General features: G+C 39.0%; 11 protein-coding genes. 4 read left to right on the forward strand and 7 right to left on the reverse strand.

What is annotated here, in order from left to right; all coding sequences use genetic code 11:
* Positions 1 to 83: 83 nt before the first annotated feature.
* Entirely contained in the window at positions 84 to 764 is a 681-nt protein-coding gene (locus tag AMET1_RS03335; RefSeq protein ID WP_086637063.1) for a hypothetical protein, read from the reverse strand.
* A 91-nt stretch (positions 765 to 855) separates the two neighbouring features.
* Positions 856 to 2,895 carry a heavy metal translocating P-type ATPase gene (locus AMET1_RS03340; RefSeq protein WP_086637064.1) on the reverse strand — a complete coding sequence of 680 codons (2,040 nt, stop codon included), beginning with the start codon at positions 2,893 to 2,895 and terminating at the stop codon, positions 856 to 858.
* Positions 2,896 to 3,079: 184 nt separating this feature from the next.
* Here AMET1_RS03340 and AMET1_RS03345 point away from each other — a divergent pair, with 184 nt between their 5' ends.
* Genes AMET1_RS03345 through AMET1_RS03360 form a run of 4 tightly spaced genes read left to right on the forward strand, consistent with a single transcriptional unit; the run spans position 3,080 to position 6,233 of the window.
* Complete coding sequence (locus tag AMET1_RS03345) at positions 3,080 to 4,135, forward strand: pyridoxal-phosphate-dependent aminotransferase family protein (protein WP_086637065.1); 1,056 nt, start codon at positions 3,080 to 3,082, stop codon at positions 4,133 to 4,135.
* A 60-nt stretch (positions 4,136 to 4,195) separates the two neighbouring features.
* The gene (gene ribC / locus AMET1_RS03350) at positions 4,196 to 4,675 is read left to right on the forward strand and encodes a riboflavin synthase (protein WP_201721255.1); all 480 of its coding nucleotides are present in this window, start codon (positions 4,196 to 4,198) and stop codon (positions 4,673 to 4,675) included.
* A gap of 5 nt (positions 4,676 to 4,680) precedes the next feature.
* Entirely contained in the window at positions 4,681 to 5,088 is a 408-nt protein-coding gene (gene ribH, locus AMET1_RS03355; protein ID WP_086637067.1) for a 6,7-dimethyl-8-ribityllumazine synthase, read from the forward strand.
* Positions 5,085 to 6,233, forward strand: coding sequence for a pyridoxal phosphate-dependent aminotransferase (locus AMET1_RS03360; protein WP_086637068.1), 1,149 nt, complete (start codon positions 5,085 to 5,087; stop codon positions 6,231 to 6,233). Before ribH ends, AMET1_RS03360 begins: the two co-directional genes overlap by 4 nt.
* 430 nt (positions 6,234 to 6,663) lie before the next feature.
* Here AMET1_RS03360 and AMET1_RS03365 read toward each other — a convergent pair whose 3' ends face one another.
* From AMET1_RS03365 to AMET1_RS03385, 5 genes are all read right to left on the reverse strand, one after another.
* A complete protein-coding gene (locus AMET1_RS03365; protein ID WP_086637069.1) occupies positions 6,664 to 8,181 on the reverse strand; it encodes a DUF790 family protein in 1,518 nt (505 codons plus the stop codon).
* 3 nt (positions 8,182 to 8,184) lie between these two features.
* Positions 8,185 to 9,507 carry a DEAD/DEAH box helicase gene (locus AMET1_RS03370; protein ID WP_086637070.1) on the reverse strand — a complete coding sequence of 441 codons (1,323 nt, stop codon included), beginning with the start codon at positions 9,505 to 9,507 and terminating at the stop codon, positions 8,185 to 8,187.
* Positions 9,508 to 9,548: 41 nt separating this feature from the next.
* On the reverse strand, positions 9,549 to 10,565 hold the full coding sequence (locus AMET1_RS03375; protein WP_086637071.1) for a DUF1786 family protein: 1,017 nt from the start codon (positions 10,563 to 10,565) through the stop codon (positions 9,549 to 9,551).
* Positions 10,566 to 10,633: 68 nt separating this feature from the next.
* Positions 10,634 to 11,167: a KEOPS complex subunit Cgi121 gene (gene cgi121 / locus AMET1_RS03380; RefSeq protein WP_086637072.1), complete on the reverse strand. Its 534-nt coding sequence runs from the start codon at positions 11,165 to 11,167 to the stop codon at positions 10,634 to 10,636.
* Positions 11,160 to 13,304: a DEAD/DEAH box helicase gene (locus AMET1_RS03385; RefSeq protein ID WP_143406830.1), complete on the reverse strand. Its 2,145-nt coding sequence runs from the start codon at positions 13,302 to 13,304 to the stop codon at positions 11,160 to 11,162. Before AMET1_RS03385 ends, cgi121 begins: the two co-directional genes overlap by 8 nt.
* Between the last annotated feature and the right edge of the window lie 47 nt (positions 13,305 to 13,351).

The raw sequence follows: 13,351 nt of genomic DNA on the forward strand, positions 1-13,351 counted from the left end.
TTAGACTAAAATAGATAAAACTATCTATAGAAATCTAGTTAAAACCACGAAACCTGGTATCTATAGTCTAGGTTTCGGTAAATTCAGTTGGGGATAGCTCCTTTGATTAGGTATGAAAGCCCTGTTAAGAAGAAAGCTGCAGCAACCCAGTAGTACAGTAATGCAGGGTATATTATGACTAAGGTTCCTGCTGCAAACAGAACTATACCCATGAATATGTTCACTATCCGGTTAGTTTTAGGTATTTTATTTTGTGTTTCATCCATTACATCAACAACTCCAACCAAGTTAAATGGGCCGTAGTGAAGTTTTTTATCTACAACCAGGTTTCTGAGTTCGGTTCCAAATGAACGCCAGAATCTTTTGAAGAAAATTATGTTTAAGAGAATTAAAGCTATTATAACTACAGCTGTGTATGTGATTGGGTCCCAGTAATCTTCAAAATGTGTGAGTAGTAGTCCGAGTTCATCGAAGAATATTCCTAACCCAGCTCCATATAACAACGCTGCGATTCTATGGATATCTCTGTCTTTATAGATTATTGCTATCCAACCTGCAATAATCATTAATATAACGCCGTAATAGAAGTGATGTACCATATAATATTCAAATGGAAATACATCTCGGCCAGTAGCTATATCTCCTAAAAAAAACACGTAGGCTCTTGCGACTATAAATGATATTAGGAATGACAGGAATATTAGGAATGGGGCTTCGGTATATATATTACCTGTTTTTTCTTCACAGTTTTTTTCACTACTCATATTGAATATCGATTTTTAATGTTATTATACCCATATCGATTCGTATTATGGTTTGTTTTGGTGTATTTTTTTTCTTTTTGATTTGTTGGTTTTATAGTGTTATGTTTCTTAGTCTTTGGGCGTTTATTGCTACTACTACTGTGCTTGCTGACATTAGTATTGCTCCGATCGCTGGTGTTAGGATTATTCCTATTGGAGCTAGTATTCCTGCTGCTAGTGGTAGTGCGAATACGTTGTATCCTGCTGCGTAAACCAGGTTTTCTTGCATTTTGCGGTAGCTTTTTTTGCTTAGTTTTAATATTCTTATGACGTCGTAGGGGTTGTTTTCTACTAGTATTATGTCTGCTGATTCTATTGCTATGTCTGTTCCACTTCCTATTGCTATTCCTACGTCTGCTCTTGTGAGTGCTGGTGCGTCGTTTACACCGTCTCCAACCATGGCGACTGAGTTTCCTTGTTTCTGTAGTTCTTGTATTTTTTTGTCTTTGTCTTCTGGGAGTACTTCTGAGTATATTTTGGTTATACCTAGTTCGTTTGCTACGGACTGTGCAACGTCTTTTGAATCTCCGGTTAAGATTGCGATGTCTTTGTCCATTATTTTTAGTGCTTCGACTGTGTCTTTGCTTTCTTCTCTAATTTTGTCTGCAAGGGCTGCTGCAGCTATGGTTTTTTGGTTTTGTATTAGGTATACTACTGTGCGTCCTTTTTCACCCATTTTTTCGCTAAAAGATTTTATTTGTGGGTTTGGTTCGATTTCTAGTTCGTTTAATAGGTTTCTTCCCCCCACATATGTTTCAGTGTTTTTGTATACCGCGTAGACCCCTTTGCCTTTTAAAGCTTGGAAGTCTTTTACATCGGTTAAATCTATTTGTTTTTCTTTTGCAGCTTTTCTGATTGCTTGGGATATCATGTGCTCTGAATCTGATTCTACTGAACCCATTATTTTTAGTGCTTCTTTGTCTGTTATCTGTTTTGTAGTTTCGATTTCCATTACGGTTTGTTCGCCTTTTGTTAAAGTACCAGTTTTGTCGAAAACAACTATATCGATATCGCGAGCTTTTTCGGAAGCAATTCTATCCCTTATTATGATTCCATTTTTTGCAGCGATTGTAGTGTTTATAGCTACTACCAGGGGTATTGCTAGTCCTAAAGCATGGGGACAAGCTATTACCAATACTGTTACAACCCGTTCAATTACATCGATTCCGAAGCCTAGGTACAGTGTCCACAAGATTCCGGTTATAAAAGCTATGGATAATGCGGCATAGAACAACCATCCAGCTGCTTTATCAGCTAGTGCTTGGGTTTTTGATTTGGTTTTCTGTGCATCCTCAACCAAACGCATTATTCCGGCCAACGTTGTCTGGTCGCCGGTGGCTGTGACCTGAACCCTTAAACTACCATCTCCATTTAAAGTACCACCGATAACCTGATCGCCATTTTCTTTACTGATCGGTGTAGATTCTCCTGTTATCATTGATTCATCGACTTGGGAACTTCCTTTTACAATTTCTCCATCCACTGGTATGTTTTGGCCGGGTCTAACCAAAACCAGGTCTCCAGTTTTAATACTGTTTAATTTGACTTTTTTCGTCTCTCCAGAGCTAGTTATTTTCTCAACGGTTTCAGGCATCAAGTCTGCGAGTTTGTCTATTGCTCCTGATGCTTTCCTGACACTACGCATCTCGATCCAATGACCTAGTAGGAATATCACGATCAGGGTGACGAGTTCCCAGTACAAAGTCATACCGATGTCAAAGATTGATGCAAAGACACTGTAGGTGTATGCGACCAAGATTGCTAGAGAGATTAACATCATCATTCCGGGTTGTCGGTTACGGGCTTCGACATAACCCATTTTTAAGAATGGGATTCCGCCTACGATGAAAACTATCGTAGCAAACAGAAAAGTGATATATTCGCTGCCAGGGAATGTTGGTGGTGTAAAGCTAAACCAGTTTTGTATTGTTGGGCTGTATACAAGTACAGGAATGCTTAAAAAAAAGGTGATGTAAAATCTTTTTCTGAAGAGTTCTTCATGTCCCGAATGGTCTATCCGTTCGTGTTCGGTTTTTTTCTCTTCTTGGTTTTTACATACTCTACAGCAACTGCATTGTTTTTCTTTTGACATCTCCAACAAAACATATTTTATATTTACTGGTTATTATATTGGTGTTAGTTTTTTGATTTAGGTTTTTCTAGTTGGTTTGTTTGGCTGTAGTTTTTTTTGTTGTTTTTTTGGGTGTTCGGCAAAAAGATAAGGTTTGTTAAGGATAATTTGAAGTTGTTTTGGTTTTGAATATTGGTGAGTGATTATGAAGTTGTTTATACCCGGTCCGGTTGAGGTTCGTAAAGATCTTCTTGAAGTGATGTCGGATCCTATGATTGGTCATAGGAGTCCAGAGTTTTCAGAGTTGTATGATGATGTAGTTAGTGGTTTGCAGAGTGTTATGCAGACTGATAACGATGTTTTTATTTCTACTTCATCTGCTACTGGACTTTTAGAGGCCTCTGTAAGGAATACTGTTGATGAGAAGTGTCTTAATATTTCGAATGGTGCTTTTGGTGATCGTTGGCATGAAATTACTATGAGAAATGGTAAGGATTGTAGGAAGCTTGAGTTTGATTGGGGAGAGCCTGTGGATTCAGATGTTGTTGCTGAAGCTTTTGAAGAGGAGTTTTATGACGTTGTGACTTTAGTTCATAATGAATCTTCTACAGGTTTGATGAATCCTGTTAAGGAGGTTTCAAAGGTATTGCCTGATGATACTTTGCTTCTTGTGGACACCGTTAGTTCGATGGGTGGTGTAGATTTCCCTGTTGATGAGTATGGTGTTGATATCTGTGTTTTTGGTACACAGAAATGTATGGGTTTACCTCCTGGTCTTGCTTTTTGTTCAGTTAGTGAAGATGCTGTGGATAGGTCTGAGGTTGTTGGTGACAAGGGCTATTATTTCAGTTTTGATATATTCCGGAAATATAATGGAAGGCGGCAGACACCTACCACTCCCAACATATCGCTTTTGTATGCTTTAGAGAAACAACTTGATTATATTGTTAATGAAGAAGGGGTTGAATCACGTTGGGAAAGACATTCAGTCATGGCTAATGAGACACGGGAGTGGGCTCGAGAACATTTTGACGTGTTTCCTGCCAGTGGTTATGAATCTGAAAGCCTTACTGCTGTTGAAAACACAAGAGATATCGATGTTGGTAAATTAATATCAAGACTTAAAGATAAAGGGTATGTTATCAGCAATGGATACGGGGATTTAAGGGAAGAGACATTCAGAATAGGGCATCTTGCTGATAGACAGCCAAAAGAGGTTACCGAGCTTCTCAATATAATTGAGGAGATACTTGATTTATAGTCAAGGTGTTTTTAGAGACTTGATATATGTTATATTATGTTAAGTTATGTTGGTGTTTTCATGGGTGTTGGTGGTAAACTTAAGGTTGGAGTTGCGGATACTACATTCGCTAGATATGATATGGCTTCGGATGCTATAGATGAGATTAGGCAGCGAGCTTCTGTTGAGGTAGAGCGGTATACCGTTCCGGGGATTAAAGACCTGCCGGTTGCTAGTAAGAAGCTTATCGATGAAGAGGGTGTTGATTTGGTTTTAGCGTTCGGTATGCCTGGTCCTGAAGAGATCGATAAAATGTGTGCTGATCAAGCTAGTAATGGATTGATTCAGGCTCAGTTGATGACTAACACCCATGTTTTAGAGGTTTTTGTCCACGAAGATGAGTGTAGTAGTGATAAGGAGCTTGCTGGTCTCGCTGAGAGGAGGGCGAGGGAGCATGGTAGGAATGCAGTAAAGTTATTACTTAAACCCGAGCATTTAACAAGAGAAGCTGGTATGGGTGAAAGAGAAGGGGGGCCTGATGTGGGTCCTTTATTTAGGTGATATTTATGTCTGTAAAACTTGGTTTTGTTATATCTGAATTTAATTATGATGTTACAGAGAGCATGCGGGAACTTGCGGTGAGGCACGCTGATTTCTTAGATGCGAATGTTGTTGAAGAAGTTTTTGTACCAGGTGTTTTTGACATGCCTTTAGCGATAAAAAGCCTTCTTGAACGTGATGAGATTGATGCGGTGGTTACTTTGGGTTGTGTGATTGAAGGTCAGACCGATCATGATCAGGTTGTTGCTTCCCAGACCTCTAGGAAGATTACCGATCTCTCACTTGATTATGATAAACCGGTTTCTATGGGTGTTAGCGGTCCTGGTCAGACAAGGCATGAGGCACAGCAGAGAGTTGATTATGCAAAAAGAGCTGTTGAATCAGCTGTAAAGATGGCCGAGAAAGACCTATGAGCCGAAAAATTTCACGTAGGGTTCAGAGGATTGAGTCCTCTGCTACTCTTAAGATGGCGGATTTAGCTAAGGAGCTTCGGAGACAGGGTGAAGATGTTATTTCTTTAGGTGTTGGTGAACCTGATTTTGACACTCCACGTAACATTAAAAAGTGTTCTAAAGAAGCTTTGGATAGTGGTTTTGTCCATTATACTGATTCTAAAGGTATTCCTGAGTTGAGAGAGCTGTTGTCCGAAAAACTTGGTAGGGAAAACAACATCGATATCGAGTCGGATGAGATAATATTAACTCCTGGTGCTAAGTTTGCTATTTTCCTTGCTTGTCAGACTTTGCTTGAGGATGGGGATAAGGCATTGTTGTTCGATCCTTCATGGGTTTCGTATAAAGAAAGCGTTAAAATGACTGGAGCGGGGATAGAGTGGTGTTCGATGAACAATGAACTGAGGCCGTCTGTTGAGGAGTATAAAGATATTTTGGAATCTACAGATATTTCTCTGGTTGTTTTGAACAGTCCCTGTAACCCTACTGGTCAGGTTTATAGTGAAGGTGAGATAAGGGAGTTGGTTGAAATTGCTTTGGATAACGATGCTTATGTCTTGTCTGATGAGATATATGAGAAGATTATTTATGATAGGGAGCATTACAGCCCTTCAGCTGATTACGAAGACGTTATAACTATTAATGGTTTTTCTAAGACCTACTCTATGACTGGATGGCGTTTAGGTTATATTGTGGCTGATGAGGAGTTAATAAATCAGTTTATTAAGATACAGCAACACTCAGTTAGCTGTCCAACCTCTTTTGCTCAAAAAGGTGCTTTATGCGCGCTTAATGACCCTGTATCTGATGAAATCGTTGGTGAAATGGTTGGTAGGTTCAAAGGCCGTAGAGACATGCTTGTAGATGGCTTGAACTCTTTCAGTGATGTTGAGTGTGTAACTCCTGAAGGGGCTTTTTATGCATTTCCAGATGTTGGTAGGGACTCCGATGTGGTTGCTGAACAGCTGCTTAGAGAATGTCATGTGGTTGTCACTCCAGGAAGTGCTTTTGGAGAAGACTGTAAAAACAATATCCGTATTTCCTATGCGAGGTCAGAGGAAAGAATAAAAGAAGCCTTAGAGCGTATGGAAAAAATATTTGATTGATCACAGGCCATGGGTTTTGGAGTTACCCCTTTTTTTCTTTCTTTTTTTGTTTGAGTTTTTGTTTTGATTTTATCTATTTTTAGTTTTTGTTTTTTTTGGTTTTGCGTTTATTAAATTATTTGTGTTACGAATTATATTTTTTTATGAAGTTTTATGGCGTTTTTATTGTTTTTTATTACTTATTTTTAGATATAGAGCTATTAGAAGTGTTTTTAGGGATAGGTTTTAAGTAGTTTTGTGTATAACAGTTTATTTAGGTTGAAAATGTTGGAGGTGATTATTTATGTGTTGTAAAGAACCAACTGACTCGGATTGTTGCCACGATCATAATGAATCCGATTGCTGCCACGATCATAATGAATCCGATTGCTGCCACGATCATTGATTGGTTTGGTTACCTGGGGTTTTTGGGTGAGGTTCCAGGGGGTTTTTATTTTTCTTTTTTTGTTTTTACTTGAACGTCTTCTGGGTTGAATGATTGGTATTTTGCTGTGTATCCTAGTTTTTCTAGTGATGCTTCGGTTAGTTGGTGTTTTTGTAGTATTTCTTTGACTTTTGGTAGTTTTTTGTTTTGTAGTTTGTTTATTTCGTTTTGGATTTCTTGTATTTTGTTTGGCGGTATGTATTTGTTTTCGCAGACTGCTCCGGGTTGTTTTTTTAGTTTCTTTTTGATTGTTTCTGGGGGGACTTCTTTTTCTTTTGCTTTCTTTTTTATATCTGTTATCTCTGTTTTTTGGGTTATGTCTGTTATGTCTATTTTTTGTATGTTTTGTTTTATTGCTTTGTTTTCGAGTTTTTCCATTCTCTTGATTATTTTTTTTAGTGGGATTCTTTTTTTGTAGAAAAATACTTCTTCTGCTTTTTTGAAGTCTTGTTTAGTGCATTTGAGGTTTTTGTTTACTGCGAGAATTACAGGTTTATCTGCTTCCATGTTTTTTACTTTTTTTATTTTCTTTTCTATGTATTCTGGTGTCCAGAATCCGACTACTTCTAAGTAGAATGATTTGTTGTATTTTTCGAAACTGAAGTCTGGTATCATCACGCTGTTTCTCGATTTGATTATTGTTGGCTCTCTCTTGATATTCCAGTTTGGTTTTATTTTTTCTAGTCTTTCTGCAAGGTCTCTTTCCACTTCGCTGTCGAAGCTTTGTTGTTCTTTGGTTTTTAGTGTTGAGAAGTATTTTTGTTTTGTGTTATCGAGGTGGAAGTTGTATATTTTTGGTTCTCCTCCATATTTTTGTTCTATTTTTGCGGATACATTCCATTTGTTTGCTTTCATTATGTATGGAAGTAGTCTTGCGATTTGGTTTCCATATTTTCGTGTTTTTTTGAATATAGATCCGGGGCCGGTGACTGTTATGTTAAGGTTTTTGTCAACTGTGTACATGAGACCTAGGTATTTTAACATCCCGAATATCTGTCTGTAGTTTTCAGAAACTTTGAATTGGATTTCCAGTGCATCGAAAAAAAGTGTTTGTGTTGCTGAAAGGTTGTATTGTTTTATCAGTTTGGTTGGGTTTCGATTCACTTTTGTCTTTAATATCTCGTTGTCTTTTCTGTCAGCCCAAAACCATTTATTTACCTTGTCTTTGTCTATTTTATGTTCTCTGGCTGTTTCTTCGATTGCTTCCTCTCTTTCTGTTGGGTTGGTTACATATCCTTTGTCGTATAGTGTTTTTCTGATTTGGTTTGGCGGTGTTTTTGCTTTGTTTTCGAAGATGCATCTACGTTCGATTAATGCATGTAGGCCTCTTAAAAACTTGTAGTCCTGATGGGTTTCATGGGATTTAACGGCTTTTTCTATTTCGCCCCTTGACCTACCTGGTTTGAATTCGTTTATGACTTTTTTTGCTTTTTCTTTTTGTTTTTCTGGATCTCTATAATGTGGTTTTATTTTGTTTCCTGTTATTTTGGTTTCTAGTAGTTTTTTTGTTAGAATATGTACCACACCTCATTCTCTTTTTCTTCTACTCGATGTACGTAGTTCGGTTGTGTTTTTAGTTACTACTTCGTATAGGATTGTGTCGTTTCCAGAAGGCCTTAATAACCTTCCTAATCTCTGTCTGTATTCCCTTTTGCTTCCAGTTCCACTGAGTATTATGCCTACGTTTGCATCTGGGACATCTACTCCTTCGTCGAGGACTTTTGAGCTAACAATCGCTTGGTAGGTATTGTCTTTAAATTTTCGTAGTATCGATTCTCTTTCAGTTTTATCTGTTTCGTGTGTGATTGCTGGAATCAGGAATTTTCTGGATATTCTATATACCATGTTGTTGTATCTGGTGAATATGATTATTCGGTCTCCAATGTGTTTTTTCAGTAGTTTAGCGAGTTCTTTTATTTTGGCTTCAGAACTGTATGCTATCTGTCGAGCGTTGTTTTTTGCTCTAACTGCTTTCCAAGCCCTTGGGTCGTTACCGCTTCTCATAACGATTTTCTTGAAGTCGCTTGGACCTTTCATCTGTATGTTTGTTGACCTTAGGTAGTTTCTGAATATGGAGGTGTATTCATCATATTTTTCAAATTCCTGGTCTGTTAGTTCGACGCGAATTATCTCGGTTCTATAGTCCGAGAGGTATTCGCCTGTGAGTTCGTCTGTGTCAACCTCGTATACCTTGCCTCCTAGGAGGTCGGATAGGTCTCGATGGAGACTGTCTTCCCTTTCGTATGTGGCTGTTAAACCCATTCGGTGGGGTGATGCGAAGAACTCGGCAATATGTCTGTATCCTTCTGAAGGTAGGTGATGTACTTCATCGAATAAAATCATTTTATATTTATTACCCAGTTTTTCAGCATGTATATACGCTGAATCGTATGTGGAGACAGTTATTGGTTTAGTTTGTTTTTTACGGCCGGTATATTCTCCGGCAGGAAGTTGGTGTTTTTTCAGTACATCAATCCATTGGTCCACGAGGTCTAGTGTGGGTACTACGATGAAACAAGGTGAGTTTACGTTGCATATAGCTGCAATCCCTACATATGTTTTTCCAGAACCTGTTGGTAGAACTATCACACCTCGTGTTAAATCCATCCAACGGGATATAGCTTCTTTTTGGTATGGCCTTAACTCTACGTTGAAATTTAAATCAGATGTTGGTATTGGGTCTAAAACACGGTCTTCATACTCGATACCGGATTTATCTAAGTAGTCTTTGATATCTCTATACCTATATGCCATCGCACGTAGGTTATCTGTTCTTTCATCCCATTTTGTATAAGGAAGGTTGTACTCTCCTTTAATAGATATAGTTCCTTTGTCGTACTTTAATAACATTTACAATCGAAATTTTTTATTTGTAAAAAAACCCATTGGTTTTATCTTAAATCGAATGATCTGTATATTCCTACGGCGCCTGACATCATTACGTCACCTATTGGATGTGCTAGTTCATAGTTTATCGTGTTTGGGATTACATCTCTTCTGGGTCCGGTGACAGTTATTCTATCCGGCTCTAATGATTCAAGTGAATATGCACCGTGTCCACCGTCTCCATATACTTCATCGTCAGTGATCTCTCCGTGAATCAATTTTTCAACCAACTCTGTTATACGGTCGTCATCAAGCATTCTGGTGTGATGTTCAAACAAACCGACTAAACGTCCTTTTTTTATCGATGCCGCCATGAAGTGGCCATTACCAGCATCGATTATAACCTCTTTTCCACCATTGTAACAACCTATTATTGCAGCTATTTTAGAATCAAGGGCAACGGCTTCATAGCTTGATAGTTGTTCTAAAGCACTGTCGATTCTACTGAACCTACCTGTTTTTTCTGTGAAAACAAGGTCTTCCAAACGTCCTTCTCCTTCAATAACCTCTCTATAGAAACTGAATCTATATCTCCTGTCCGACATACCTTCTGGAGCAACTCCATGGTCCTGTACACCAACACCGATTCTCTCTGGAGTTTTAAGCTGCATAGAACTTAAAAAACGGAGTATTTCATCTAACAAGATATCGGTAAACTCGATCTCTGTATAACTCTGATAATCACCTACCTCATCACTGCCGATAACTGTGATTCCCATATCTCTAACAAAATCTAGGTTATCTGAAATAGTGCGGGCAGCAGACTCAACCATTACAACGTCATTAGAACGTACATGGTTTCTAATAACCTTGGAAACGGGGCCACCTCCCATCGTTTTACCGGTGCACAATAAATCACCGTCTACCTGCCGTATCTTATCGGCAACAACCCTGGTTGGAGAAGGTAAAACCATTTTAACGACATTTTCATCGAGTTTATCAGCATACAAAACATCTTGAGTGCCTTTACCAACATCAACAGCCATTGTTAAAGGGTTTAACCCACTATCATTAGAAAACAAAAAAACACCTCAAACAATAATTATTTCCATGGTAACAAATCTTTATTTAGGAATATTTACATTAAAACTCATTTTTTTGTGTCTAATAAAGTAACTCTCTCCAACACAAGGTATGGTGTTTTCATTTTCCCTACAGCCTCCAGCTCTCTATCTGGAATCCCAAATGTCTTACAGATTTTATTAAGTTTATCTTCATTATAATTGATTAGTGAGCTATCCAGCTCTAAACCAATCTCTTCAATTAGTGAGCTCCAACCAACTTCTCCAATGCCGACTAAAACTATTTCTTGACTGCCTTCCGCGACTCCAGCTTTCTCTAATGCTTTGTTTATCTGGCGTTCTCCAACAATATACAATAATATCTCCATGCCTAGGGATTGGGAGATTGGGTTTGTCTTCCACGAGTTGATTGCTTTGAGGGTTGCATGTCTCAAGTGCTCCTCACCCGCTACGATACCCGCATCAACCGCTTGAACCACTCCATCACCACTATGTCTATCCAATACCTCTAAAAAAAGATTTATATCCTCAATATCCACCACGCCAGCTTTAAAAACTACTTCGTTGGAGTTTTCTATTTTTTTAACTGCATCATCATTCATTTCCACCTAACTCCCTTTTGATTTTCTCTATAGTTTTTGCTCCAACACCATCTACCTCACGAACTAGAGATTGGTTATCAATTAATTCGTGTAAATCAGATTTGGTTCTATATCCATTTTTATAAAGTTCTCGGGCACGCACCCTACCAATACCTGAGATGCTAACAAGATCTGATAGTTCTTTTTTAACCCCGTACTGCATCCTTCTCTGAAGATTTCGAAGCCTATTGATATATAGAGACATAGACATTTTCGATAACTCAGCGGCGGAATGCAACAACCATTCAGCAGTGCTGGCCTTACGCCTTATATCACCAGAGCTAACTCCATACCAATCGCAGATATCACCATCATCTTCTTCATCGATCCAATCCTTCAATAACAATGAGGTTTTTACCTCGCTCAAGAACCAGTCATCCATCTCCCCTCGCTCCTTCAACCTAGGGTTCTCCTTCAAGAAAGATTCAACACGGGAGTAATCACTTTTCCTCATATACAAGGTATCCATATCCGGAGTTTCACAAACCATGTGAAGGAACTCGATATCGCTTTCCATCCCACGTCCAGAAAGCCTCTCTAAAATCCTTGAAGCACTTAAAGGATCGATATACAACTCAGAAACCCGCTTACCAATAGCGGTTGCATCAAACCCACTACCACTACCTAAACCGAAACCATCAACCTCGATAAATCCTTCAGACTCAAGAAACCCAAGAACCCTCTTAACAAGTAACTGAATATCTTCAGGCCGATTCTGTACAGCAAAGAAAGTACGGTCTATAAAATCCATCAACTCACTATAACTACCTGCAAACCCTGAAGCAATAGTCGAAAGAACATGTGAACGTAAAGCAGGTTCAGAAGCAAGTTTAGAAGTAATATTCTCCGTATCACCCACAACATACCGATCTATAAGCTGGTCCCTCTCAACCTCATTCTTAGCTATCAAAACAGCCTCACCATAAGGATCCATACCAGGACGACCAGCCCTACCAAACATCTGTTTAACATCAAGAACAGGAATAGGCTTCATACCATAATTAGGGTCATACCTCTTATAATCCCTAACAACCACTCGCCTCGCAGGCAAATTAATACCCCAAGCCAACGTTGGAGTGGAACAAATAGCCTTCAAATCACCACTAGAAAAAAGCTTTTCAATACGCCTCAAATGCGTATTCCTCAAACCAGCATGATGAAACGCTACACCCCGCCTAACATAACGAGCAAGCCGCTCCCCCTCCTCAGTAACACCATCAACATCCAAAATATCGTTCGACAACTCCATCAAACGATCCTCCTCCATCGGTGAAAGAAGATCATCCAAAGAACCAACTATACGGCCAGCAGCACCACGAGAATTACGTCTCGAAGAAGTGAAAACCAATGCCTGACCACCCTCCAAAACAGCATCCCTCACCAATGAAGTAGCAACATCATCCTCATCCGAACAAACCTCCTTACCACCATCAAAAGGAAAATCTATAAAATCATCAAAAACAACACCCTCCTTAAGCTCAATAGGCCTCCAATCACTCTTAACAAGACCTGCATCAAGCCAGTTAGCAATCTCTCTAGCATTACTTATAGTCGCACTCAAAGCAATAACCTGTGCCCCCGGATTCATCATCATCAACTTAGCAAGAGTAACCTCAAGCGTAGGACCCCTCCTATCCGAATCAACAAGATGGACCTCATCACAGACAACAACATCAACATCACCAATCCAATCAGTACCCAAACGCAACATCGAGTCAGCCTTCTCACTAGTAGTCACAACAACATCCATATCACTTAAATAATCAGCACTCCGATCATAATCCCCTGTAGCAACTCCAACATTAAAACCATACCTCTCATACTCCTTAAACAACTCAAACTTCTCATAAGCAAGAGCCTTAAGAGGAACAATATAAAGAGTCCTACCACCACTAAAAACAGACTTAAGAATACCTAACTCAGAAACCAAAGTCTTACCACTAGCAGTAGGAACAGCTAAAACCAAATTACGTCCATCAAGAACACCGGACCGAACACCATCAACCTGAGGAGGATACAACTCCTCAATACCCCTATCACCAAAAATCTCCAAACCCTCTTCAGGCAAACCAAAATCCAATAAATCATCAACCATCATAACAACAAAACCCAACAAAAACCAAAAACACCAATACTCAACCGACA

This window comes from Methanonatronarchaeum thermophilum (assembly GCF_002153915.1).
Lineage (GTDB): Archaea > Halobacteriota > Methanonatronarchaeia > Methanonatronarchaeales > Methanonatronarchaeaceae > Methanonatronarchaeum > Methanonatronarchaeum thermophilum.

Excerpts from the sequence above, each read along its gene's own strand:
- AMET1_RS03335 (WP_086637063.1), bottom strand. The coding sequence starts at position 764 with ATGAGTAGTGAAAAAAACTGTGAAGAAAAAACAGGTAATATATATACC.
- AMET1_RS03340 (WP_086637064.1), bottom strand. The coding sequence starts at position 2,895 with ATGTCAAAAGAAAAACAATGCAGTTGCTGTAGAGTATGTAAAAACCAA.
- AMET1_RS03345 (WP_086637065.1), top strand. The coding sequence starts at position 3,080 with ATGAAGTTGTTTATACCCGGTCCGGTTGAGGTTCGTAAAGATCTTCTT.
- ribC (WP_201721255.1), top strand. The coding sequence starts at position 4,196 with ATGGGTGTTGGTGGTAAACTTAAGGTTGGAGTTGCGGATACTACATTC.
- ribH (WP_086637067.1), top strand. The coding sequence starts at position 4,681 with ATGTCTGTAAAACTTGGTTTTGTTATATCTGAATTTAATTATGATGTT.
- AMET1_RS03360 (WP_086637068.1), top strand. The coding sequence starts at position 5,085 with ATGAGCCGAAAAATTTCACGTAGGGTTCAGAGGATTGAGTCCTCTGCT.
- AMET1_RS03370 (WP_086637070.1), bottom strand. The coding sequence starts at position 9,507 with ATGTTATTAAAGTACGACAAAGGAACTATATCTATTAAAGGAGAGTAC.
- cgi121 (WP_086637072.1), bottom strand. The coding sequence starts at position 11,167 with ATGAATGATGATGCAGTTAAAAAAATAGAAAACTCCAACGAAGTAGTT.
- AMET1_RS03385 (WP_143406830.1), bottom strand. The coding sequence starts at position 13,304 with ATGATGGTTGATGATTTATTGGATTTTGGTTTGCCTGAAGAGGGTTTG.